A 25,354-nucleotide genomic window follows, 5' to 3' on the forward strand; every position below is an offset into this window, starting at 1 on the left:
ATAGCTACGTAGATGAAATGAATGGCTGGGTAACACGAAGGAAAAGCTAAAACAGATGCGTATAGAACGAAAGCAGCCCTCTCAAACCAAAGGCTTGAGAGGGCTTAGCATAGTGTCTAGGACAGTATCCAAAAAGGTAAATTTAAGGAGTAAACACTATGCATAATAGTGGTCAAACTAAATGAGTCGCGACTTATAGGTAGAAACGAGCACCAATAGTCCACTTGTCGTCAGTTTTTCTGTTGTCTGCATCGTTTAGATCAAACTGATAGCCAGTGTAGCCAACAACATTGCTCGTAAAGTTGTATTCAGCTTGTAGAGCTAGCTCTTCACGGTCAGTTTGTGTTGCCGCGCCTTTCGTCGCTTCGCCTTCAACAACTTCGTAGTTAACGCTTAAGTTTAAGCTGTTCGCTAAAGCGTAAGCCGCTAGCAATTCATATGCATCACTTTCTTCAAGGCCTACATTCATGTTTTCGTTTGAAGCGTAGATACCTGCTAGGTATAAACCTGAGCCGTAAGAACCGTATGCAGCAGAAACTAGGTGAGATTCAGCTGTCTTAGAAACGCCACCCTCTTTGAAGTCACCAGTGTTGAAGGCATAACCCAATTTAACACCAGCGATTGAGTAACCAAGAGTCGCTTGAATACGATCGTCGTAAGACGCAGTTGAACGACGAGTAATTACAACACCACCAACAACATTTTCAGTGTCAGTTGTTACATCATTGCTGCCCTGCCAACCTAAACCAAAGCTAAGCTCACCCGCTTCACCAAAATCGAATCCGTTGCGGTAACTTGCCATTTTGTCTGCACGACCAGTACCTAGTGCACCGTGGTTGTCGTATAAGAAATCATTCGCGAAAGCGATCGGCATATCTGTTGCTGAAGCTACATCGTAGTATGGCGCCCACTGCGTACCTGCAACAGCACGACCTAATTCATCATGAGATAAGCCAACATAGCCAAGACGAGTAGTAAATGACTCATCACCACCGTTTAGGTAATTAAGCGCCCATTCGCCTTTAGCGTCAGCTGTGAAGCCATTGCCTAATTCTTGCGTAGCATTAAAGTTGATACGTGGTGAGTTTGTACCAACATCCGTATCGCCTTTCTCTGAACCATTCAGGTTTACAGAAACGTGACCACCAACAGAGAAGGCTGTACCGTCTTCGTTATAAAGCTCTACCGCAACTGCCTGTGTACCAAATACTGCACCAGAAATTGCTAGCGCTAAAAGTTTCTTATTCATTGTCATATCCATTTGTAACTGGGAGAGTGATTCCATAACAACCTCGTGCTTACGGAGAGGTTGTTACCTGCATTTAACAAGTGGGAAAACACTAATATACGACTGACAAAAAAGTTGCATTAAAATATATAAAATAAAAAAAATCTCGCTATAAAAACAAAAAATACCATTAAAAACAAACCATTAAAAACAAACTTCAAGCTAATTTTTGGTATATTTTGATATAAAAAACCTTCAATTTTTTGATTTTTCAATCATAAAAACAGCATTAGACACTTAGGCTACAAACGACTTTCCAGACCATTCTGCGACATACCATTAACTTAGAAACATCCTGTAACACAATGAGCTGTGCTGAAATATTTAGCCTTGTGAAACAATTCCCAATTTGAACTAGCAAAAGTTGCTTTATTGGTTATTGCTTTATTGAACGTTCACTAGAGAAAATACAAAAAAAAGGGCAACCAATCCGTGACTGGTTGCCCTAATACAAGTTATACCAATCACAGTAAGTAAGTGATCAAAAATAGCGTAGGGAAAAGGCTTGAGAACAAGGCAGAATTTTTCGATAAGTAGTTATTCTACTATCAAAAATTCTAACGCAGTTATCGAGCGTTTTAGCAAGCTAGGGTGACCAGTTATTTACTACGATTGGTATTAGTACATTCTTATTTGAAGCAAACCTCAGCCCAACGTGCTAGGCCTGAGGTTACGGAACCAAAATAGTTACCACTCACGATTGGCACATTCGGTACGGCTTGTTGTACTGCTTCTCGAAGAATAGGAGAACGAGCTGAACCACCCGTCATATAGATGACATCTGGCTTTTTCTGACCTTGTTGAATCGCTTCTTTGACCAATTCAATCATCTTAGATTTTGGCGTTTCAATCGCTTCAATCATCTGCTCAACGGAGATATCCACTTCAATCAGATCTGATGCAACATTGATTGCTGTTCGATATTGGGAGGATTCTGCCAATGCAATCTTGGCTTCTTCCGCCCGACGTACAATGCTGTAACCTAAAGTGTCGTGATAAACCTTCATCAAGCGATCTAACTTTTGAGGTTCTGACGCTTCTTTACGAAGTAACTTCAACGCTGCAAGGTTTTCACGAGAATAGAAGTTTTTTTGAGCTTCTACATTGTTAATCGCAATAGGGTTCCAGAATTGAGTCAATGGCATATCAATACCAGAGATCCCTTTACTACCCATACCGAAAGGTGACATCAGCTGTTTGAACGCTAGATAGATATCGAGATCATTACCCCCTACCCTTTGACCGCTGTGAGCTAACAAACTCTGGGTTCGGTTCGCTTTACCCGACCAAGTTGGCCCCATTTCTAGCAATGAGCAATCGGTGGTACCACCGCCAATATCCACAACCAATACCGTTTGGTTTTCAGTCAGGGTGCTTTCGTAATCAAGGCCTGCGGCTACTGGCTCAAATTGAAAGGCGATATCAAGGAAGCCAGCACGCTTAGCAGCGCGAGTAAGGATGTCTTCTGCTTGTCTGTTTGCGTCTTCACCACCTCGACCATGAAAGTTAATTGGTCGGCCAATAACAGCTTGTTTGATCGGCTCTTGAGTCGTGAGTTCTGCTTGGTGTTTAATATTGGCCATCATGGCGCACACTAAATCTTCGAAGAAACTCACCTGAACATCATGCAACCCGCTTGCGCCAAGAAAAGACTTAGGGGATTTTACGTAATAAACATCGCGAGGGTCTTCTAAGTAAAGGTCCAACGCCGCCTGACCAAACGCCATATCTTCTGGTACCAAATCGATACTCTCTTCTCGATTCAAAGCAATAGCACGTCGTAACACTTGCTCACCAACCGCATCACTCGGTTTGATATTCAAATGGCGAAATAGATGTTCGGAAACACTCTCACGAGTAGGAGCAAACACGGTTGAGGGAATATAGTGATTGTTACCTTCTAGCGGTAACAGGCTTGGTTTTCCATCAACCATTGCCGCGACAGAACAGTTCGCTGTTCCATAATCAAATCCAATAAACATAATATCCCCCACTCAACAAAAGGGGCGAGATGCTACATGAAAAGCCTTTAAATTACGAGGTCATTTCTAAATTTAACTGAGTAATTTCTTAGCCTAACGGCTCTTAATAGACAAACAAATATGCTACATTTCAGCCCAAATGAATCATGGGTTAGATAGATGAAAACACCTTGCCGAGCGGCTTGTAAAAATAATGGCGGAATGTGCAGTGGCTGCTTTCGAACAATGGATGAAATTATAGGTTGGAAAGGCTTATCTGAAGACGAACGAACGTCAGTCATGGATAACCTTAGTGGCGAGAGTTCGACTCACCAATGTCCGCAGTGTCATGAGCCAGCTCAATGCGATATCAGTGCGGGTAAAAAGACGTGTTGGTGCTTTGAGTTAGAGAAGCGTGATACTAGCAATATTCCAAAAGCTGGTGCTTGCATGTGCCGTAAATGCCTGTCTGCCTTGCCTATTCAGTAATCCGCACGCCTGTTCTTGTGCAGTTAAAGAAGCGAGATATGATTTGTCTCGCTTCAAAATACTTATTGCTTAGTAAGTGTTTACTTCGTCTTTAAACCTATTTACTTAATCCTTAAAAACAGTTTACTTAGCCTTTAAAACCAATGCACGCTGAGAAAACTCTACCCCACTCCAACCATGAGTCATGAAGTTACGAATATTTTGATGGTCAGTGTTCTCTGGAAAACCTAATACGTCATCACGATAAAATTGGCCAAAACAAGCCAATGTTTGCTCTGCAGATAGACCTTGATCTAAACCAAAAGCAAAAATCTTACACGAACCATTATTCTGCCCAGCGGCATTCACTACATCACCATTACGAAATTCACTCTCAGCAAAATCATAATGAGCTTCTATCACTTGGATTGTGTCTTCAAATTGCACGCTTTCTGGGGCATCAGCCAGAGTATTCAATAAGGTTTTCAGTTCCATTTAATATTTCTCCATCAAGTACATATCTGAAGCAGTGTATCTTGTTTTTCAGCAAGAGTAAGCCGTTGTTTACTCGAAGGTGAGGTTCATTTTTAACCTCAACTTAATGCTCAATATCATCCCAGTACAATTGTTTGAAATGAACAAAAGCTTTGTGCAACGACGCTTCTTTTATCGGTTTTACGATCACGTAATTTGCTCCAGCAGCCATGAACCTGTCTCTTGTTGACTCTTGAGCATCAGCAGTGCAAGCATAAATCGGAGCTGTTACACCAATTTGCTCTCTTAGTTGATGAGTGGTTTCAATTCCACCAAGGTTAGGGAGTTGGTTATCCATTAGGATAAGATCGTAAACCGTGCTTTTTGCTAGCTCTATCGCTTCCAAGCCACCTTTTGCCCAAGTAACCACCATCCCATACTTTTTGCAAAATGCCTGTGCGATAAAGGCGTTAGTGTGATTATCTTCCACTAGCAGCACTTTCAACGAACGACTAAACAATGCCTCAGGCTCGATGTGGGCTTGTTTCTTAACGTCGACAAACAGAGGCTTGGAGTGTAACTCCACTGGGATTTCTATAATGAACTCAGACCCCTGATCTTTAACGCTTCGGACTTGAATGTCTCCCTCCAGCATATCGACAAGGTTCTTTACAATCGTAAGCCCAAGTCCTGAACCGCCATACTCCCGAGTCGTCGTTTCTTCTGCTTGAACAAAAGGTTCAAAAATAGCATCGATCTTACTCTCGTCAATACCGATGCCACTGTCTTTTACTCGAACAATCAAGCTAGCGAAATCAGTATTCAAGATACTTTCGATTTCAAAACTTACGGAAATACTGCCTTGATGAGTGAACTTAAGGGCGTTGCTCAGTAAATTAAACATGATCTGGTTCAAGCGAACCTGGTCGGTGTTTATTTCGATGTCATCAAGCAAGTGATTCACAATGGTAAACTCGACGGATTTATCCTCACAAAGTGGGCGATAGATGCTGTCTAAGGTGTTAACCAACTCTCCTAGAAGGAAATCTTTCTTCTGAATATTGAATTGTCCCTGCTCTATCTTAGAGAAGTCCAAAATATCGTTTAGTACCGCCAGTAGATGTTCTGCACTATGGCAAAGTACATCAACCTGATCACGGTTATCCTCACTGTATATTGAACGTTTAAGCAACTGAGAGACACCGAGGATACCATTCAGTGGCGTACGAATTTCGTGACTCATTTTAGCGAGGAAGTCTGCACGCACACTGGCAAGATGCTCTGCCTCTTCACGCGCTCGATCTGCCTGTCTTTCTGCTTCTATAAGTTTAGTAATATCTTGACCTTGCACCACCACACCGCTGATGCCGTGTTCAACTCGGATTGCAGACATGTTCCAGCGAAAAACCTTCTCGCCGATTGGCACGTTAATGCCCGTTAGTTTAGAGCCTTGAACCACCATCTGGATATTCGGCAACATACGGAGCTCAAACTCTCGAGCCATTGCACCATAGTTATCATCTTCATCAAATAGCGCCATACGAGCCGCTGGGTTCATCTGAATTAAGTCACCTTTTTCGGACCAAACCAAAATTGGAGAGTGCGCAAAATTAAACAGATCTTGAAATTTTTGGTGTTGCTCAGATAAGCGCTCAAACGTGTCTTCCAACGTGCAGCCAATGTGGTGAAATTCGAAAATATTTGAACCATCAAACTTGCTGAACTCTTCATTGCCACTTGCAGAGCGAGTGAATTCCATTAATTTATCAAGTTCTGCCGCGACTCTTCTTTGAATCCAAGCTCGCGCAAGGAAAGACATGATGATGATCACCACAATCATAACAATGATGGTACGTTCATAATTGTCTTCGAGTGCAATGAGATTCGTGTTTTTCTGGATCGCGCGAATGGTTAGAGGAGTTTCAACAGCATTGATCTTAATGGTTGCAATAGTGACGAAATGACGAGGTAGTTGCTCATACGTTTTATAACTGAGGACGTCTTTTATCGTATAGCTTTCGTCGCCACTGAATGTCGATGTCACCGGAGTACCATGCGCTTCAATGACGATATTTTCGCAATTACTGCCTTGCTGGATAGATTCAGCCAATGGAAAGTTGTTGTCTAGAACAATAGCAACATAAAGCTGCCCTAGAACTTCACCAGTCTTGTTATCAACAATAGGCGTTCGTCGAGCCAACAAATGACGCTTACCGATATCCGTAGTCAGCTGGATGAAGTGCCAGTTACTGCTAAAAGCGACCTCATCAGAAATATGTTTTAAACTGGATTCATCCAAACCATAGAACTGACCATTGCCATCTTCCCAAGCCAAACCGTTATAGGTAGAAACAAAGCGTAAGTCGGGAGCATGATCAGGCTCACGTTGGTCAACACCATAAAAAAAGTAGCTCAGAGCCTCTTCATTGTTGGTATCAAAATACCCTCGTAAAGTTTCACTGTGTGAGCTACTGTCTTGATGGATTTGCAGCACTGATAAACGATAATCGAACATGTTTTGGATCAAGCTAGAAGTTTGCTTAACCGTTCTATTCGTCTCTTGCTTAACGATCCTACTGCTTGTTTCGTAGTTATGAATAAGTACGCCAAGTGCCATCACGCCTATCACTAAAATAATGATACGCGTAATTAATTTGGCTAAAGTGTTCTTTGGTGTGATGGCGTAGCTTTTATTCATTATTGGTCTGAGTACCTAAATGCTCGCTGCTTAAGTTCTAAAATACGTTCTGGAGAATCCTCTTTAGTCACAATTTCAAACTCACCTGAATAAACGGTAGGAACTTCCAACCCGGTAAGATCCCATTTAATCGCCTCTGCCATGGCAATACCCGTATCATCATTCATGCGCATGATCGTAACATCTAAGTCGCCCCTTGCTATAGCTTCCAATTCTGCAGAGCCGCCTCCCCAGCCATTAACTAAGACATCTCGACCAGATTCTCGAATGGCTTCTGCTGCGCCCAGAGCAATATCAGTTGCACATGCATAAATAAAGTTTAGATCCTTATCGTTAGCAAGGCTGATTTTAGCTGCTTGGTAACCGCTCTCTTTATTTGATTTAGTGTAAAAGGACGACTTAAGAGCAAAGTTAGTATCCGAATTCACATCATGGATAAAGGTATCTCCACGAGCATCACTAATATAACCTTCAGAACGATATAACACAGAATACTTACTGTCCGGTTCGCTCACTTGTTTGAAGTAATCCGCTAGCTTTAAACTCCCCGTCATATGGTCGAAACCCACGTACATGAATGGCTGCCTATCGGCCCATGCACGTACTGGCGTGGTAATATTTTGCAAAATCAATTTGGTGTCCGTTGAGCTCAACACATGTTCAATAAACTTACGGTGTCGCGTCGTCTCTAACGTAAAAATCAAATAATCCGTTTTATTTTCAATCGCTTCTTGCAAAGAGATACTCTGCTGAGTGGGGTTAGCATTATCACGAGTAAAAACCTGATTTATTTGATAATTAATTCTCAATTTATCTAGGCGTTTCTCAAAGGCTTGGATATTACGAACCCAATAGTCGGAGATCTGTTGCCCCGGGTACACAACTGAAATCGTGATAGGTTCATCCTGAACTTGCCTCAACGGCATAGGGGGATTTTGCACAGCTTCAACCATTTTATCGGTCAATGCTTTTTGCTCTGGAAATTTAGTGAGGTAATCCTGATATTCCCAATAGCCATTCAGGACGTGGGTACCGTGGGAGAGAGCAGACGCAGAAAACACGGCAACTCCCAATAATATAAGTAAACGTTTCATATTTTTCTCGTTTTATATGAGCTACTTTGGCTCATTTTTTAACCTAGCATGACACCATCTCTTTGTATGGCTGAAAGATATTATGTAGGACAACGAGGATAAATGATAGCGTCTAATACTAATTGGAATGTCATTCTAAATGTGCAGTGTGTAAATTTGGAATGGAGATTAAGATTAATGACTCCTAAGATAAAGCCAACTCAATTAAAAATAAAAATACCACTATTTAATCAATAACTTAATCGATTCCCTTACAACAATTCACGTGACTAACATTCAGCCGAGAATTAGAATTCTAACGATGAGTTACGATACTGGAATATACTGAATTTTGTCTTGTTGCCACTCAATGATTAGTTTGAGTGATACTAATTTTTCCTTACGAGATTTGGGTAATTGTTTGATCGCGTATTCGGTTTTTAACGCCTCACTTTTTGACCCAACACCAATACTCCAAACCAACTTAAGTGGGCCTTTACCTTTTAAGGCTTTTGCACCTTTGCCCGTTTGATGTTGTTCGAGTCGACGTTCTAAGTTATTCGTCACTCCACAATAAAGGGCGTTATGTCGATTGCGGATCAAATACACGACCCAATCCGCACTTTTATCAGGTTTAGACATTTAAAGCAGTGATTCAACCAGAGCCTTAAGCTCTGCCACTTCTTCACGTAGGCTCGCGACTTCTGACTCAAGCTCTTCAAACTTTTCATTCGATGCAGAAGGTGCTGCCGCACTTATCGATGCCGTCGCAAACGCTTCAACATCCACTTCACCGCTCAACAGATGTTGATAACGTGACTCACGCTTACCCGCTTCACGAGGTAGCTTCACCACTAATGCGCCCGCTTCTCTTGCAGCTAGCTTATCAAGTGTCGCTTCCACCTCTTTTACATCGCTGAAATTCGCTAGGCGACCAGTTCGAGTGCGAAGTTCACCTGGGGTTTGGGCCCCACGAAGCAGCATGCAGCAGATGATTGCACGCTCTTGCTCTGTAAATTGCAGATCACCAAATTCAGTGTTGCAGAAACGGTGCTGATACTTATTAACTCGGCTGTTGAAGCTGCTTTCATCGCTCACCATACGACGTCCGATCAAACCATCAACAGCATCTAAAACGTCTGACTCAGACAGAGAGAGCACAGGTTCACGGTTACTCTTTTGATTACAAGCCGTTGTTAAGCTATTTAGTGTCAGTGGGTAATGATCTGGAGTCGTCACTTCTTTCTCGATCAAACAACCGATAATTCTCGCTTCAATTGGGGAAAGTACTGTGTTCATCGTTTTTCCTTTTTATTATTTTGATAATTCCATCTCAACATTTAACAATGCAGCCAGTTATGGCTAATGCTCAGACAAAATCGGTACTCGTTTCTTTCTGCCTTGTTCATCAATCATTATGATCTTAGAACGATTTAGCTCTATTTCCACGACTTCCAAATTAGTGCGCTCTTGTACATACGCATCACGAAGCTTGTTTTGTTCTGCCGAAGATTCAACGACATCGTCGCCCAAATCTTCTGTTTCCAATTGTTGTTGATTCATTTCACATGTCGTATCAATGCAGTATCTAGATGGGATACTAACTTGAACGGTAAGATAAAAACAATCACACGTTAGAGAGAGTGACGAATAATTAAACAACCTTACTTTTCCTTTGATCTAAATACTGTTACATCATCAATTGATGTGCTTTAATCAGAACCAGACAACGTATTTGACGATTAGGAAAAGGAATCTATGAGCAGCGTATTTGAAATTGTTAACCAAGCACGACGTAAGAACAAACTTAAGCGTGAACTTTTAGACAACGAAAAGAAAGTTCGTGACAACCGCAAGCGTGTCGACCTTCTTGATAACCTACTTGATTACATCAAGCCAGAGATGACTCACGACGAGATCCTAGGCATTATCAAAAACATGAAAGCTGACTACGAAGACCGCGTTGATGATCACATCATCAAGAGTGCAGAGATCTCTAAAGCTCGTCGCGACATCAGCCGTCGTATTCGTGAACTAACAGAAGAAGACAAGCAAACTCAAGGTAAGAAGTAATCTAACCTAACGAATTTACTTGTAACAATGTTAGGGCGTGTTGACCTTTCGAGGTTAAATTTTGTTCGAGATAAAAGCGTTTTAATCGCGGCGAGGGGGAAATAGCCTAGTCACTCTAAGCAAATCTCCCTCAACAAAGAGTAAAGCGCTTTTAGCCGAACCCTTCTGGCAGCGTTTGCTGGTCATTTCTACTGCGTTATCGGCTTCTCATGTAGGCTAGCTACACATCGACGCCTCTGTCTTGTATAAATACCCAGCAACTCTCTGCAAAAACCAGCTCGAAAGGTCAACACGCCATCATAACCCACTCTTTGTAGTGGGTTTTTTTGTGCCTAGCAGAGTGATTTAGCTTTAAAATTAGCTTCCCTCACACAATATCTAAGCTGTTAAACAAGTCGTAAAGTTGGTGGGATTTATAAGGTTTCGGCAAGTAGGCGTTCATGCCTGCTTCAAAGCAATTTTTGATGTCCTCTTCTAAGACACTAGCGGTTAAAGCAATAATGGGTAGTGGTGGGGCTTGTTGATCTGTCTCCCACTCTCGAATCACACGAGTCGCCGTTATACCATCCATAACTGGCATCATGCAGTCCATTAGAATGGCATCAAACTGAGCGCCCTGGGTGATGACATCTACCGCCTCTTGGCCATTGCTGGCAATCAAATATTCATAGCCCGCTTGCTCAAGGATGAAGCTCGCTATCTTCTGATTCATCAGGTTGTCTTCAACAATCAGAATACGTCGATTCAGAGAACGAACTTCTTCATCTTTTACTTCCACAGTCGGTGATTGTACTTCACCGGCATCAAGCGATCGTAGGCTGTTTAAGAAGCGTCTACCCAAAAATGGTAATGTATGAATCGAGTGAACCGTTTCTGTGATTAGATTGGTTTTAAATAGGTGATGCTGGCACACAATAACGCGAGTCAGCGGATACAACGCCTTTAACGCCTCAAGATCTTTCCTCATAGAATGATGCAGCGTGTGACAATAAAGTACTAAGTCACTCTCCGTTAAACTTTCATCAACGGTACTAACGGATGAAACAACGTCGGAGCGAATATTCAAGCGTTCACACTCTTTCACCAACTGCTCAAGGTAATTGAAAGAATTGGAAATAATTGTCGCACGGCTTAGATTATCGAACGTTTCAGCGTGAGCCTCGACCGTGTCTACGTACAAACAAAAGGTGAATGTAGAGCCTCCTCCTTTCATTGAGCGCGCGGTAATATAGCCGCCCATCAAGTCAACAAGCTGCCGACAAATCGCAAGCCCTAGCCCTGTACCGCCAAATTGGCGAGTAATACTGCCATCTTCTTGAGTGAAGGGTTCAAAAATGGACTCTAGCTTCTCTGGCTCAATCCCAATACCGGTATCAGACACACTGCATTCAAGCTTACCTCGCCCCAAAGACATCGGTGTATAAGCAATATCCGTTGTAATCGTGCCTTTTGAGGTAAATTTAATAGCATTTGACAGCAAATTGGTCAGCACTTGTCGAACACGATACTCATCGAAAAACAGCTGTGTTGGGGTTTGAGCATCAATGTTGATATCGAGTTCAATATCTTTACTGATCGCTTTCGACAAAATTACGCTCACAGAGTCGTAAACCGCTTCTCGCAAATCGGCATTATGCGGCGACAACATTAAGTTACCCGACTCTATCTTAGAAAGATCGAGAATGTCATTGAGCAACACCAACAACGAATGTGAAGACGACTCGATATCTTCAAGTACCTCTTGTTGGTTAGCGCTCAGTTGGCTCTGAGATAAAATTTCCGCCATACCGATAATTCCGTTAAGCGGCGTACGTATTTCATGGGACATGTTCGCTAAAAATGCAGTCTTGGCTTTATTCGCAGAAATCGCATCTTCTTTTGCTTCTATCAACTCTTTGTTGTGATGATAGTTACGTTCCATCACTCGATTGAGGGTTTCAGTGAACTCGGCAAGTTCATCGTTACCTTGAATATGAATCACCTTAGGCTTGCCGTAACTATCCGCGCATTCAGACACCCCTTTCAAGATAATCGATAAGTTTCTATTTAAGCGCAAAGATGTCGCGACACCAAGCCATAACAAAGCACCTGAAACAACAAGGATAAGCAATGTCACAACCGCCGTTTGCCTTTTCTGTAGCGCTATATTTTTTGTCAAATCAAACTTTAATTGATCGGTATAAGCACCAACCGCCTTTGAGATCGCCAGTTTCTTTCGCTCTAAGTTTTCCACATGTTCATATATTTCAGGTGCCGAGAAGTCACCTTTGAGAAGCCGAGCAGTAAATCGGTCTTGAAATTCATCTTGGGAGAACATGTTTAACAGTTTGCTAATTTCCAGCGAGTGGTTGTCTGATCGTAAAAACGTACCTAACAGCTGTTGTTGCCTTTCTAAAGCACCAACATAGCTCAATAAATATTTATCGATCAGCTCTGGAGAACGATACAAGCGGTAACTCAGCCACGCTTCTCGCTGAGTCCAGAACACGTAGTGAGTAAGATTGATAAACATCGCATCTGTTTGGTTGATCTTTTCGTCCACTATATTGGCACGATATTCAGACAGCTCCATTAACACGCCTTTTAACAGGTCAAAGGCTCGTTCCGTTTGCTGTGCGTTGCTGACAGTAATCTGTGATGCGTCGCTGTCAATACTAGTGGTTACCCGCGTGAGATTCTTTAACACACTCTTTAACTCAATCAACTGCGGCTCGACAGTCCAACTGTTGTCGAACTGTTGAAGTTGTATTTCGTAATGAGCAAGCCTATCCACTTCCGCTTGCAGCTCTAAAAACAACGGACCTTTCTCTGGCGAGTCTTTAGACAGCACTAACCATTGATAAGCACTACTTGAAACAGCATTAAAAGATTGAAGCGCTTCCACCTTAATTCGCGTTGCTTCAAGGTGATTCATCTTCTTATCGTTCTTGAGCACTTCATTGACTGTAAACCCAAACATGATGAATACAGAAACTGTTGAAAGAAAAATAAGACGCCATCTAATTGACATATTTATCATTTTTATAACGACTCCTTTCCCGATAGTATTTTTACCTAGCCCAATATAAGAATAGGACATTAACAGGAGTTATTGATCAAATTGAATATTAACAAATGACATTATGAGCTAATCATAGGGAATTGGCGTCAGTCGTTATCCACATACAGGATTTAAGGAGGAAGATCTGTTTTAAACAAGTGAAAGGATAAGGTTATGCCTCTAGATGCCAGCAAGTCACGGCTCTAGAAACCAATAAACACCAAAGTTAAGTCAAATTTGTGAGATCTAATCGTTTGCGTAACGAACTTTCTGTACTCAAACTCAGCTTATTCAAAGGTCGAACAAGAAAACTCGCTGAATACCTTATCTGTCGTTTACTTTTTAAGTGTAACTAGTGCTAATGATCACATCTTCAATGATCGCAATTCCCTTTATTACACATCATGTTTTGATCTGAGTATTTTTTGGCGAAAATTAAGTGCTACAGACTGTTAAAGTCAATAGCCTTTCTTGACACTAAAACCTTAATTTATGACCAATTAAAAGCCAATTTTCAGACAATTAGTCTATGTTTATTTTTCCTAGCAGAATAACTCGTCGTACCTTACAATCCTGCCACATAAAAATTACAAATTACACACAAGGCATATCAAGCAAATTTAAGTGGCGTTAAAGACCACCAAAGCTTAGATAGCTCAACTCCCCCATGCACTCATGGCTACCCTACATTCGCTATGATTGCAGAAATTAACGTGAAAGGTCCCGAGTAAAGATGAGTCCCGAAAAGCACCTCCTAGACTGGCAAACTAGTCAAACTATTGCTGAATCAATCGCTCCTACTTTAGGTCAGTTGTATCGCCAAAAAGGCGTTGAAGTTATCCTCTTCGGTAAAACACTGGTTAACGCAACAACTATCGACATCATCAAAGCTCACCGCATCGCAAAACGTTACACAGGTTCTCCGCTTACCGCAGAACAGACTCAACCCATCATTCAACACCTTCTCTCTATGGACTTGTCTCCATGTCGTATCGATGTTGGTCGCCTTGCTCATACATTCTGGCAAGATCGCGAAGACACACACGGGTTGGATGATTTCCTACAAACTGCACTTTTAGAATCGCTTGAAGGCGAGGCGATGACAGAACCTCGCGATGTTGTCTTGTATGGTTTTGGTCGTATTGGCCGCTTGCTCACTCGTCTATTGATCGAGAAAAGTGGCCCAGGTTACCCACTGCGTTTACGTGCAATTGTTGTTCGTGGCGGCAAAGATGGTGACTTAGAAAAACGTGCAAGCTTGCTACGTCGTGACTCTGTTCATGGCCAATTCAACGGCAGCATCGTTGTAGATCAAGAACGTAAAGCGATCATTGTTAACGGTAACTTCATCCAAGTTATCTACGCAAACAAGCCAGCAGAAGTGGATTACACATCTTACGGTATCGAGAATGCACTTGTGGTTGATAACACAGGTGTGTGGCGTGACGCTGAAGGCCTAAGCCAACACGTTGCGTGTAATGGTGCGAAGAAGGTTCTACTGACTGCGCCAGGCAAAGGTGAAATCAAGAACGTTGTATTTGGTGTAAACCAAAATGACATTCAACCAGAAGACACGATCATCTCTGCTGCAAGCTGTACAACAAACGCAATTACGCCAGTATTAAAAGCGGTTCACGACAAGTTTGGTGTCCTATCAGGTCACATCGAAACGGTTCACTCATTTACCAATGACCAAAACCTTATCGACAACTTCCACTCAGGTGATCGTCGTGGTCGTGCTGCGTCATTGAACATGGTACTGACATCGACTGGTGCTGCTAAAGCGGTATCAAAAGCGATGCCAGAAATGGAAGGTAAGCTAACAGGTAATGCGATTCGCGTACCTACGCCAAACGTTTCAATGGCAGTAGCAAACCTAAACCTTGAGAAAGGCACAAACAAAGAAGAGTTGAACGAATACCTGCGTGAGATGGCGCTATCTTCGACTTTATCTGCACAGATTGATTACACCGACTCAACCGAGATTGTATCTACCGATTTGGTTGGTTCTCGCCACCCAGGTGTGGTTGACGGTGTTGCAACTATCGCGCAAGACAACCGCGCTGTTCTTTACATTTGGTACGACAACGAGTTTGGCTACAGCTGCCAAGTTGTTCACTGTATGGAACAGATGATGGGTGTTCGTTACAAGACATACCCTGAAGTTTAACGACTTCGATCTTGTAACTAACTCAGCGCAAACGGCTCCACAACATAATAATTATATCTGCGAAGTCTATTATGGGCTTCGCAACCCTTCTTGTTTTACTCCCCCGTATAAACAGGAAGGTTGCCACTTAGATCTGCTCTCTCTATCTGATCTAAGTGGCCTTTTTACATCTGTTACTTTTATTTTGGTCTCTATTACGCCAACTTTGTTTTTACCGTTCTAACAAAGCTAGACTTCACATCTGTTACAGCTCTACCTCAACATCTGACTGAATCGTGCTTGAACACGCAAGGACATAACCTTGCTCAATTTGTTCTGCCGTTAAAGTCTCTTGGCTACTTGATTCCACAGAACCTTTGGTTACTTTGCACTTACATGAACCGCAAATACCGCTACGACAAGCAATAATAATCGGAACACCAGCTTTCTCTAATGAATCAGCAAGTGGTGTACCCGCCTCCGCTTCTACTTCTGCGCCAAAGGCAGGAACAAACACCTTAACGGCACCATTTGAATCTGCAGACGCTTCCGCTTGTGATTCTTCTGAAGCAGTATTGCTATTGGCTAGTGAATTATTACTTTGAGTTGCTGGAGTAAAACTTTCTTGATAAAAGTTATCCATGTTGAACTCAAGTTCTTTCAGGTAGTTTTCTATGTCTTGCATGAAGCCTACAGGCCCACACAGATAAACCGTTCTTTCTAAGATATCTGGGCTGAGTGTGACCAACCAGTTCTTATCTAGACGACCTTGAGGTACTGTTGTTCCTTCGTTATCTTTCAGCAGCAATTTAAGATTGAAGTTGCTGTGCGCATCATCTAATTGATGCAGTTCTTGAAAGTAAATGGTCTCACGCTTATTGCGTGCCATGTGGACGAAGTCGATCTCAATATCACTGCCTTGAGCCAACCAATATTTTGCCATCGCCATCACAGGTGTAATACCGCAACCTGCGCTCACTAGCGTCACTTTCTTTGTTTCCGTTGGCATGCAATCAATACAGTTAAATGCACCAGCCGGCTTCAATACAGAAACCTCATCACCTTCATCAAGTTCATCAACAATAAAGTTCGAAACCAAGCCACCTTCCACACGCTTTACCGTCAGTTTCAGGCGGTTATCTTCAGGACAAGACGCTACAGAATAAGCACGGTAATCCGTTTTCGTCGGCATATCCAAACCCAACGTGATGAACTGGCCAGGCTTAAAATTGAAATGTAAGTCTTGTGGAACGCTGCCAAGCTCAAAGCTGACCGTATCTGGCGTCTCATACCATTTCTTTAAACACACTAAATTGATTGAATCGCTATCCGACCATGCATACATAGTTCGTGTACCTTGCTAATGACTAGATGATTAAATGACTAAAGATTTAAATCGAAAAAGCCCCGCCGTTGTCTGTTTTAGAAAAACGTCACAACAACGGGGCTTAAAGTGGGCTTAGATTAAGCCGCTAAGATTGTTTTAAGATCTTGCTCTGGCGTTGAGATAGAACGCATATCGAACTCGTCTTGCATAATCTTTAGTAGATTTTCTGTTAGGAAAGCTGGCGCTGTTGGGCCCGTGTAAATACCTTTCACACCAAGAGCGAACAGAGTAAGCAGGATAACGATCGCTTTTTGCTCGAACCAAGATAGAACCAGCGTTAACGGAAGTTCGTTGATGCCACAATCAAACTCTTGAGACAGTGCGATAGCAAGTTGAATCGCAGAGTAAGCATCGTTACATTGGCCAACATCTAACAGACGTGGGATACCGTTAATGTCGCCGAATTGGTTTTTGTTGAAACGGAATTTACCACATGCCAGCGTTAAGATTACTGAATCTTCTGGCGCTTGAGCTGTGAAGTCTGTGTAGTAGCTACGTTCAGATTTGTCACCGTCACAACCACCCACTAGGAAGAAGTGTTTGATGTTGCCTTCTTTCACTTGCTCGATGACCGCTGGAGCCGCTTCCATCAGTGCGTTACGACCGAAGCCAACAGTGATCATCTGCTCGATCTCGTCGTGTTTGAAACCTTCTTGCGCCAGTGCACAGTCAATTACTGCGCTGAAATCATCGCCTTCAAGGTGATCAACACCCGGCCAGCCCACGATGCTGCGTGTAAATAGACGGTCTGCGTAAGAACCTACATCAGGGTTAAGCAGGCAGTTAGACGTCATTACAATTGCGCCAGGGAAGTTAGCGAATTCTTTTTGCTGGTTCTGCCAAGCGCTACCGTAGTTACCCGCAAGGTGTGGGTACTTGTTTAGCTCTGGGTAACCGTGTGCTGGTAGCATCTCACCGTTAGTGTAAACGTTGATGCCCTTGCCTTCGGTTTGTTGAAGGATCTTTTCTAGATCATGCAAGTCGTGACCAGAAACAAGAATACAGTGACCTTTTTTAGTCTTCACATTCACGGTTGTTGGTTGCGGGTGACCGAAGGTATCTGTCTCGCCTTTGTCTAGCATTTCCATTACTTTGTAGTTCATCAAGCCAATCTGCATTGATGTATCAAGTAACTGTTTTAGATCTGATGGATCTGTTCCTAGGAACGCCATGATTTCATGGTATTCAGCAAAAATAGCGTCATCAGTTTGACCAAGAACACGAGCGTGCTCCATGTAGGCTGCCGCACCTTTTAAGCCGTATAGGCAAAGAAGACGAAGACCAATCACATCTTCGTGTTGAGAGTCGTGACCACGGTTTACAGCAGCTTGAGGCGCAAGTGCCAATAGCTCTGAAGAATCTGTTGGAAGATCGAACTGTGCTGCTGCAGAAAGCTCTGGAATTTCAAAACCAATCAATGTTGCTGCTGCACGAACTTTTTGCTCTAAACGCTGCTTGAATTCATGAGACTGTTGTGCGAATTCGATAATACGAGCAGGGTCGAAGTTAACGTTAGTCAGTGTTGCGAAGAACGCTTTTGGCGCCCACTCATCAACTTCTGTATCAATAACATCGCAAGCGCGACCTAGGCTTGCCCAAAAAGAAACGCCTTGAAGAGAATGCACCAACACGTCTTGAAGGTCGGATACTTCCGAGGTTTTTCCACACATGCCTTGTGCGAAAGAACAGCCTTTTACGGTTGGGGTTTGAATTGTTTGTTCACATTGAATACAGAACATATAAGGGGCTCCAGTAATTTTTTATTAGCTGTAAGTACTTTGCTTACAGTGACTTATTCCAACCCCTATAGAGCATCAAGCGTGCCAACTTTTAAGTTATTGATTTTATGGAACTTACTGTTATTCCATAATTTTAGTGCGTGATTATGACTACATATAAACTCTCAATCCACACACACCTGTGTCATAGTGACTCTCTGATATTTATTAACGGTGTTCATGTTTCGTTCAGAATGGAAGCGATATAGTAACAACATAGAGAAAAGAGGAATGAATATGAAAAATATATTAGTTACGATTGTTGCGTTGTTTACTGGCCTATTGGCGTTATTCACGAGCTTGATTCTTGCTATTCCTTTAGCTATTGCAGCTTTAATCACTGGCAAGCGCATTCAGAATCAAATGAAAAAACAGGGTTTCGGAGCTCACATGAACACACGTCAATCATCTACCAGTGATGCCGGTGTTATTGAAGGTGAATACGAAGACCTTTCAAGCAGAAAGTAATCTAAACTTCAGTTTCAGACATAGTAAAAGAACAACAGAGACAACATCAAAAAATGCATAGAAATACCATTCTAACGCTGCTCGCCTTAACGACTTTAAGTCTCGTTGGTTGTTCCAACGAGACATCGATACCTGCTTACGAAACATCTCCAAACTTGCCTGAATATCAGCAAGACAGCTTTGATGCCTACGTCAATGAAACTCAAGATTGGTTATTGAAAAACCGTGTATTCATGACCAAAGACAAGCAGCTAGAGATTCGACTCAATTCACCCACCGAATACAAACCTGCGACACCTAACGGTAAGGCAGTTTTATTGGTACATGGGTTAGGTGATTCACCCTACTCATTTAAAGACATCGCAACACACTTAGCAGAACAAGGCTACCTAGTGAGAACGGTATTGCTACCGGGCCACGGCAGTCGTGTCGGTGACTTAATGCAGCCAAGCTTAGAAGATTGGCAAGGTGTTGTAGCTCATCATACGAAGTTACTTGAGCAAGAGTATGATTCTGTGTGGCTTGGCGGTTATTCGACCGGCGCAAACCTCGTGACTTCACAGGCGATGAACGATCCTAAGATCTCTGGGTTACTGTTGTTCTCTCCAGCGTTTCAACCGAGCTCTTCTGCAGTTCAATATGCGGAGCTAGCAGGCTATTTTGTCACTTGGGCGGATCAAGATCCTGAAGACAATGTACTTCGCTATAACTCACTGCCAATGAATGGTGCTTCGGTTTACTACCAAACCTCAGAAGTGGTTCGCAATGACTTGGAAGATAAGCACTTCGATAAGCCGGTGTTTATTATGATGAGTGAAGGCGACAGCGTGATTGATACCCACTTCGTTCAGCAAGCATTTACTGAATCGATGCCGAATCCAAACAATGTGTTGGTTTGGCAAGGAGAAACGACACTCGAGGATCCTCGCGCTGTTCAGTACAGCATGAAAATTCCAGATCAGCGTATCTCGAACGGCTCTCACATGGGCTTACTGTTCTCACCAAGCAACCCTTACTACGGAATCAATGGTAGCGAGAAGATCTGCTCCAATGGTCAAGAGGAAGGTTTTGAAGCACAGTGCAACGCGACAAGTGAAGTGTGGTACTCAGCATGGGGATATCGTGAAGAAGGTAAAAACCATGCGCGTTTGACCTACAACCCACACTTCTCCATCTCGATGGAAAAGCTCGATGCGGTTCTGAATTCGGAAGGCTAACAAGCTCAAGTCTGTCGATGCCAATCCATAGAAGTCAAAAGGCTCACTAGATAACGTCTAGTGAGCCTTTTTAATGAATGTCGTTTCTTGCCGGTATATCGACTACCGCTATATCGTCCACACCACACGAACGGCAAGGAGGATTAAAACCACGCCTGATAATCGATCGATCAACTGCGCTTTTGCTCGAATGCGCTCTACGATCAACGGACTAGAGAGCACTAAAGTGATAAAGGTATACCAAAGGCCATCAACAATCAGTGGCGTTGAGACAATAATCACTTGATTGCTCAGTTCATTACCTAACGCCACAAATTGGCTAAATAGAGCGATAAAGAACAGCGCGATCTTAGGGCTCAAGATTGAGATCAAGAAAGCCTCGCGAGCAGACTGCATGTAGCTCATCTGTTCACCCGCTTCCAATTTCGCGGCAACACCACCTTTCGAACGCAACGCGTTTACACCAAGGTAAAGCAGATACGCTGCACCCGCTAAACTGATCCCTTTGAACAGCATTGGTGATTGCTCAAGCACAACGGCTAAACCGACAATGGTTGCGAACGCGTAAATACCTATGCCCGCAGCGTGTGACCAAGCTGCGATAAGTCCGTTCATACGGCCACCAGCCAAACTATGCTTAGCGATCATCGCCAAGCTTGGGCCCGGAGACATTGCACCCAACAAGCAGATAGCTAATAAAGAAAACCAAATTGTTACTGTCATCATTCCATTCCTAGTAAAACAAAGCGTTCCAACTGAACACTCTACAATTAATACTCAATACTTAGCGCTTACAATATGCCGCAGCAGGTATTATTTGAAATCAAAGATTATCATTACTAGTATGATTTGAAATCATACTTATATTGTAACTCGACTTTTGAATGGCTTTAAACGCTTTCTCTCGAGCCCATTTATGGGCAGAGTCGTTGTCATACTTAGGATGCCACATCAGCCAATAGGTATGCAGTTCTGTCTCAAACGGCAACGAAAAGTAAGCGACATCGAGATGTCGACCCAAGTTATAAGCAATATGCTCCGGCACAATCATCAAGTAGTCGTCTTGCATTAACACGTTTCCCGCCGATGAAAAGAACGGTACCTGCAATGCGATTCTGCGTTTATGTCCCTGTTTCTTTAACGCAATATCTGAATAGCTATCTTTGTCTCCCCCACCCGTGACTTTGATATGTGAGTAATTCACGATGTCTTCCGAGCTTATGGCTGATTGCTTAGCCAGCGGATGAGAGGCTCTCATCAAACACACGGACTTATCCTCTCCGAGCTTGATACTTGAGACATGTTCCGGCTTTTTAGGGAACATACTCGACGCCAAGTGAATACCCGATTCATTGAGCGTTTCAAGGAAGTTAGGCTGCCATAGACGATAAGCCAAGTTGATATGAGGCGCGTCCTTCGACACCTCGGACACAATAATGGGCAAGATATACTGAGCAACATAATCACTCGAAGCCAACACCAATTCACCTTGCCAGTCTTGTGGATCAAATGGCTTATCATCTAATAGGTGGTCAAACTCGCCCAGCAAGTCGTCAAGCTTGCCTTTAAGCAACAAAGCACGGTTGGTTGGAACCAGTTTGTTCCCATCACGAACCAGAAGAGGATCACCGCATAGATCTCTAAGCTGAGCCAGTTGACGGCTCACCGCCGACTGCGTGATGTGCAAACGCTGAGCTGTTCGACTGACATGACACTCTTCAAGAAGCACATGCAGAGAGCGCAGTAGGTTTAAGTTGATGTTGCCTAGCATGAATGCACCTTCGCATTCTGTTTGTTAAAAAACTCCGTCAAAACCGTATGAGTCATGAGGTGTCGAAGTTCTGGGTAGCTTTGCAGATGGTCGCGGATTTGATTCAAACGTTCCATGCTTTCAACTTCAACATAAAGCATCATGTCTGTCTCACCGCTAATAGAGTGGCACCATTGCACCTCATCAATACTCTGGATTCGTGTCGCGTAAGACTCACAATTATGGTCGCTGCTCGACATGTCGAACTTCAACAAGATGTAAGCGCACACATTCTTCGTTTGGTTGGGCTCTGCCACTTGAGCACAATAACCCGTAATCACTTTGTCGCTTTCCAGTTTCTTGATTCTGGCGTTCACTGCAGAGCGAGACAGGCTGACATCTCTTGCGATATCGCTCACTGAGCATCGAGCGTTAATTTTTAGAATATCTAAAATTTGGCGATCAAATTTATCCATGCTTCTGATTCTTTCCATTTATTGTTCTATTTATAACGCCTAATTTGACACAACTTTCTTACTTATAACAGCCATTATGACAGCCGACACTTTCACGCTTAATCAAATTAATACCGTTAAATTGACGGTGTCTTAAGACGTTTCGCTAGCTGTATTATTGATGTCGACAATGTATGCTTTCAATCTCAGCCCCACAAGACTGCACCATAAAACCAATATCAAAGCCAATAGCAAGGACAGCGAATGACGCAACTCAAACAAGAAATCACGCTTATTTCAGGAATTGGACAACTCTCTACGACCTTGCTTGGCACAGGATTGTTTATGATCCCTGCGATCGCAGCAGGCATTGCAGGGCAGTTATCGCTATTAGCATGGTTAATCCTGTTTATCGCCATTTGCCCGATTGCACTAACCTTCGCAGCATTAGGGAAACGCTACCCCAATGCAGGAGGCACGGCCTATTTTGTGCGCCAAGCATTCAGCGAGCGATTAGAAACCAGTGTGGCTTGGTTGTTTGTGAGTGTTATTCCTGTCGGTATTCCAGCTGCGATTGCATTGGCAGGAGGCTTTGCTCAACAACTGTTACCAGCACCACTCGACACACCATTAGGTGCTCAATCCTTTACCATCGCTCTGCTTATTGCCGTCAATTTGATGGGCAGTAAGTCTTCAGGCCGCTTGCAAACCGTGATTGCCTTGTCGATTTTTGCTTTAGTCAGCGCTTTTGTCTGGAAAGCCGACATCACAGCAGCTGACATCGCAGTTCCGACTATGACATCCGATTCAATGTGGTCTATTGGTGCAGCACTGGCGGTTATGTTTTGGTGCTTTGTAGGAATCGAAGCCTTTGCTCACATGGGAGAGGAATTTAAGAATCCACAGCGTGACTTCCCCATCGCCATCATTGCCGGGTGTTTCGTCGCAGGCTTGGTGTATTGGGCTTGTTCGGTGGTCATTATAAAGCTAGGCGCTTATGGTTCACCAGAATTTGATGCTGCCTCTATCCCATGGGTGACAGAGCAATTGTTTGGCAATGGCTTTAAAGCCGTCATCAGTGTACTTGGCTTCTTTGCTTGTTTTGCTAGCCTAAACCTTTACACCCAAAGCTTGTCTCGCATGATTTGGGCTCAAGCTCGCCAGCACAGCCCAACAAGTAAAATGGCACAACTTAATAGCCGTGGTGTGCCTCTTTACCCAACTTTAGCGATTGGCTTTATCGCGCTTATCTCATGTGTGATTGGCGAGTTATCTAACTTGGATCTCGAATTCTTTCTTAAACTTGCCAACGGTATTTTCGTTCTGGTTTATCTGCTTGCGATGTTAGCGGCTTGCCGATTATTGACTGGCGCATCTAAATACATTGCCATGCTCTCACTGGTGATCTGTACCTTGGTGTTTATCTGCCTAAGCTGGTCGATGCTGTATGCTGTGACTATTTTTGTGACATTGTCACTTCCTTGGCGCAAATGGTTGGGTAAACCCACCGTCTCTATCGACAAGTTGTAACTCGATTAGTGATGAATCAGAAAATTGTAAACAAGCCCTACCAATATTACTGATAAAAAAGCCGAGCGATCTGTTTGATCTTCGGCTTTATGTCAGCCAGTCGGATATTACCAAACCCCAGCACTGCACCACTCCAATCACGAGCATCACTTGATCCATATTCATAAAAGTCAAAAGGACGAATGATGATATTTTCAAGCTCTGCCCTACGGCTCCACTCATGCTCAGATATCCCTTGATACCACTTCACTGTCACATGTAGCCCTGCAGCCTGACTGATCACTTCAAGATCACCGTTAAACTCGCTTTCAATCGCTTCTATCATCGCTTCATACTTGAGTTTGTATGACCGGCGCATCTTTCTAATATGACGCAATAAATCGCCTTCTCGAACAAAATCTGCCAAAGCTTCCTGTGTGTGGGACGCCGTGTCTCCAGTGAGCGCGTCTTTGATCTCAAGACACTTCGCGACCAGACTTTCTGGCACCACCAAATAACCTAGTCGCAAGCCATTGAACATCACCTTACTCAGGGATCCGACATAGATGATGCGATCATCGAACCCTAACTTACCCGCTAACCCTTGCATGCTGGTATAAGGGCGATGAGCAAACTGGAACTCACTGTCGTAGTCATCTTCAATAATCCACGACTGATGTTGATTGGCCCAATCGATCAGTTTAAGTCGTTGCTCAGTATTGAGTGTTGTCCCCATTGGGTATTGATTGCTTGGGGTGACGTACAGAGCCTTAGCATTACTGGACAACACTTTTTTAATATCTAATCCAACCTTTTCACGCACACTCACACCGTCTAGCTCTAGCCTCAACAGATCGATGATTTTATGCACTTGTCGATAGCCGGGTTCTTCCACAAGGATTTTGTCCCCCATAGCTAACGTCGCCATCAAACCAATTGAGATGGCTTGCTGCGCACCTGCGGTGATGATGATTCTGTCGGCACTGCAGTGAACTGAACGACTGCTTGCCAGATACCCACTCAACGCTTCCCTCAAGGCTGAGCTTCCTTGAACCTCTTGATTGCCCGCAATGTTCTGACGTGTAGAGTGACGTTGCAGCAGTCTATGCCATTTAGAGAAAGGAAACGCATCTAAGTCAGGGACTCCGGGGGCAAAGCTGCGGTTAATGTCGTTAGGTGTCACTATATTTGCGCTCGACTTACTTATTACGTGCTTAACCTGTGTACCCTGAACACTGTTTGGCTGAGACAAACTAAGAAAATGCTCCGGCTGTTCAACCGACACGTAAAAGCCTGAACTTTTCTTGCTCTCGATGTAGCCTTCCGTGACCAACTGTTCATACGCATAGATCACTGTGTTTCGACTTACTGTCAGTTCTACGGCCAGCTTGCGTGTTGAAGGTAACTTACTGCCTTTACTCCATAAACCTTGAACGTTCTTCTCTCGGATCGCATGAAACAAGGCAGTTTGACGCGTGTCGTGTTGATCATCTAACTGTAGGTCACCGACATCAATAGGCTGCATAACTGGATCCAAATAGTGTTTGAAAGTGGCTATATTTAATA

Annotated in this window: 21 protein-coding genes; 6 read left to right on the forward strand and 15 right to left on the reverse strand. The window is 43.3% G+C overall.

The window, feature by feature from the left end:
* Nucleotides 1-193: 193 nt before the first annotated feature.
* Nucleotides 194-1,249 carry a porin gene (locus AB4407_RS01925; RefSeq protein ID WP_372118079.1) on the reverse strand — a complete coding sequence of 352 codons (1,056 nt, stop codon included), beginning with the start codon at nt 1,247-1,249 and terminating at the stop codon, nt 194-196.
* A 668-nt stretch (nt 1,250-1,917) separates the two neighbouring features.
* Complete coding sequence (yegD, locus tag AB4407_RS01930) at nt 1,918-3,270, reverse strand: molecular chaperone (protein ID WP_372118082.1); 1,353 nt, start codon at nt 3,268-3,270, stop codon at nt 1,918-1,920.
* Nucleotides 3,271-3,429: 159 nt separating this feature from the next.
* Between yegD and AB4407_RS01935 the strand changes: the two genes are divergently transcribed.
* Entirely contained in the window at nt 3,430-3,738 is a 309-nt protein-coding gene (locus tag AB4407_RS01935; RefSeq protein ID WP_372118085.1) for a DUF1289 domain-containing protein, read from the forward strand.
* A gap of 123 nt (nt 3,739-3,861) precedes the next feature.
* Here AB4407_RS01935 and AB4407_RS01940 read toward each other — a convergent pair whose 3' ends face one another.
* The 6 genes from AB4407_RS01940 to AB4407_RS01965 form a co-directional block, all read right to left on the reverse strand.
* Nucleotides 3,862-4,212 (reverse strand): HopJ type III effector protein, encoded by a 351-nt coding sequence (locus AB4407_RS01940; protein ID WP_372118086.1) that lies wholly within the window; start codon nt 4,210-4,212, stop codon nt 3,862-3,864.
* Nucleotides 4,213-4,315: 103 nt separating this feature from the next.
* Nucleotides 4,316-6,889, reverse strand: coding sequence for a quorum-sensing autoinducer 2 sensor kinase/phosphatase LuxQ (luxQ, locus tag AB4407_RS01945; RefSeq protein ID WP_372118089.1), 2,574 nt, complete (start codon nt 6,887-6,889; stop codon nt 4,316-4,318).
* Entirely contained in the window at nt 6,889-7,983 is a 1,095-nt protein-coding gene (locus tag AB4407_RS01950) for a substrate-binding domain-containing protein (protein WP_372118092.1), read from the reverse strand. The genes luxQ and AB4407_RS01950 overlap by 1 nt, the downstream gene beginning before the upstream one ends.
* 306 nt (nt 7,984-8,289) lie before the next feature.
* Complete coding sequence (locus AB4407_RS01955; RefSeq protein ID WP_372118095.1) at nt 8,290-8,604, reverse strand: GIY-YIG nuclease family protein; 315 nt, start codon at nt 8,602-8,604, stop codon at nt 8,290-8,292.
* Nucleotides 8,605-9,261, reverse strand: coding sequence for a YceH family protein (locus AB4407_RS01960; protein ID WP_139684368.1), 657 nt, complete (start codon nt 9,259-9,261; stop codon nt 8,605-8,607).
* A 63-nt stretch (nt 9,262-9,324) separates the two neighbouring features.
* A complete protein-coding gene (locus tag AB4407_RS01965) occupies nt 9,325-9,525 on the reverse strand; it encodes a hypothetical protein (RefSeq protein ID WP_009845676.1) in 201 nt (66 codons plus the stop codon).
* 195 nt (nt 9,526-9,720) lie between these two features.
* Here AB4407_RS01965 and AB4407_RS01970 point away from each other — a divergent pair, with 195 nt between their 5' ends.
* Nucleotides 9,721-10,035 (forward strand): DUF496 family protein, encoded by a 315-nt coding sequence (locus tag AB4407_RS01970; protein ID WP_004730049.1) that lies wholly within the window; start codon nt 9,721-9,723, stop codon nt 10,033-10,035.
* Between the two features lie 367 nt (nt 10,036-10,402).
* On the opposite strand, the gene AB4407_RS01975 is transcribed toward AB4407_RS01970, so the two are convergent.
* Nucleotides 10,403-12,994, reverse strand: coding sequence for an ATP-binding protein (locus AB4407_RS01975; RefSeq protein ID WP_372118124.1), 2,592 nt, complete (start codon nt 12,992-12,994; stop codon nt 10,403-10,405).
* An 814-nt stretch (nt 12,995-13,808) separates the two neighbouring features.
* On the opposite strand from AB4407_RS01975, the gene AB4407_RS01980 reads away from it, so the two are divergent.
* Nucleotides 13,809-15,245 carry a glyceraldehyde-3-phosphate dehydrogenase gene (locus AB4407_RS01980; RefSeq protein ID WP_009845680.1) on the forward strand — a complete coding sequence of 479 codons (1,437 nt, stop codon included), beginning with the start codon at nt 13,809-13,811 and terminating at the stop codon, nt 15,243-15,245.
* Nucleotides 15,246-15,489: 244 nt separating this feature from the next.
* On the opposite strand, the gene AB4407_RS01985 is transcribed toward AB4407_RS01980, so the two are convergent.
* Both AB4407_RS01985 and hcp read right to left on the reverse strand, forming a co-directional pair.
* Nucleotides 15,490-16,569, reverse strand: a complete 1,080-nt coding sequence (locus tag AB4407_RS01985) for a 2Fe-2S iron-sulfur cluster-binding protein (protein WP_372118098.1) — start codon at nt 16,567-16,569, stop codon at nt 15,490-15,492.
* A 119-nt stretch (nt 16,570-16,688) separates the two neighbouring features.
* Nucleotides 16,689-18,350, reverse strand: a complete 1,662-nt coding sequence (gene hcp / locus AB4407_RS01990; protein ID WP_102360941.1) for a hydroxylamine reductase — start codon at nt 18,348-18,350, stop codon at nt 16,689-16,691.
* A gap of 276 nt (nt 18,351-18,626) precedes the next feature.
* Between hcp and AB4407_RS01995 the strand changes: the two genes are divergently transcribed.
* Nucleotides 18,627-18,857, forward strand: a complete 231-nt coding sequence (locus tag AB4407_RS01995) for a hypothetical protein (protein ID WP_029222888.1) — start codon at nt 18,627-18,629, stop codon at nt 18,855-18,857.
* 53 nt (nt 18,858-18,910) lie between these two features.
* Entirely contained in the window at nt 18,911-20,074 is a 1,164-nt protein-coding gene (locus AB4407_RS02000; protein WP_372118101.1) for an alpha/beta hydrolase, read from the forward strand.
* 108 nt (nt 20,075-20,182) lie between these two features.
* Here AB4407_RS02000 and AB4407_RS02005 read toward each other — a convergent pair whose 3' ends face one another.
* The 3 genes from AB4407_RS02005 to AB4407_RS02015 all read right to left on the reverse strand — a co-directional run bounded on the left by AB4407_RS02005 (nt 20,183) and on the right by AB4407_RS02015 (nt 22,300).
* A complete protein-coding gene (locus AB4407_RS02005) occupies nt 20,183-20,797 on the reverse strand; it encodes a LysE family translocator (protein ID WP_009845685.1) in 615 nt (204 codons plus the stop codon).
* 100 nt (nt 20,798-20,897) lie between these two features.
* Nucleotides 20,898-21,845 (reverse strand): LysR family transcriptional regulator, encoded by a 948-nt coding sequence (locus AB4407_RS02010; RefSeq protein WP_372118103.1) that lies wholly within the window; start codon nt 21,843-21,845, stop codon nt 20,898-20,900.
* Entirely contained in the window at nt 21,839-22,300 is a 462-nt protein-coding gene (locus AB4407_RS02015; protein WP_372118106.1) for an Lrp/AsnC family transcriptional regulator, read from the reverse strand. Before AB4407_RS02015 ends, AB4407_RS02010 begins: the two co-directional genes overlap by 7 nt.
* A gap of 243 nt (nt 22,301-22,543) precedes the next feature.
* On the opposite strand from AB4407_RS02015, the gene yjeH reads away from it, so the two are divergent.
* Entirely contained in the window at nt 22,544-23,809 is a 1,266-nt protein-coding gene (gene yjeH / locus AB4407_RS02020; protein ID WP_372118109.1) for an L-methionine/branched-chain amino acid transporter, read from the forward strand.
* 46 nt (nt 23,810-23,855) lie between these two features.
* Here the strand turns inward: yjeH and AB4407_RS02025 are convergent, their stop codons facing one another.
* A complete protein-coding gene (locus tag AB4407_RS02025) occupies nt 23,856-25,313 on the reverse strand; it encodes a PLP-dependent aminotransferase family protein (RefSeq protein ID WP_372118112.1) in 1,458 nt (485 codons plus the stop codon).
* Nucleotides 25,314-25,354: the final 41 nt, after the last annotated feature.

This window comes from Vibrio sp. 10N.261.46.E11, assembly GCF_041472735.1.
GTDB lineage: Bacteria > Pseudomonadota > Gammaproteobacteria > Enterobacterales > Vibrionaceae > Vibrio.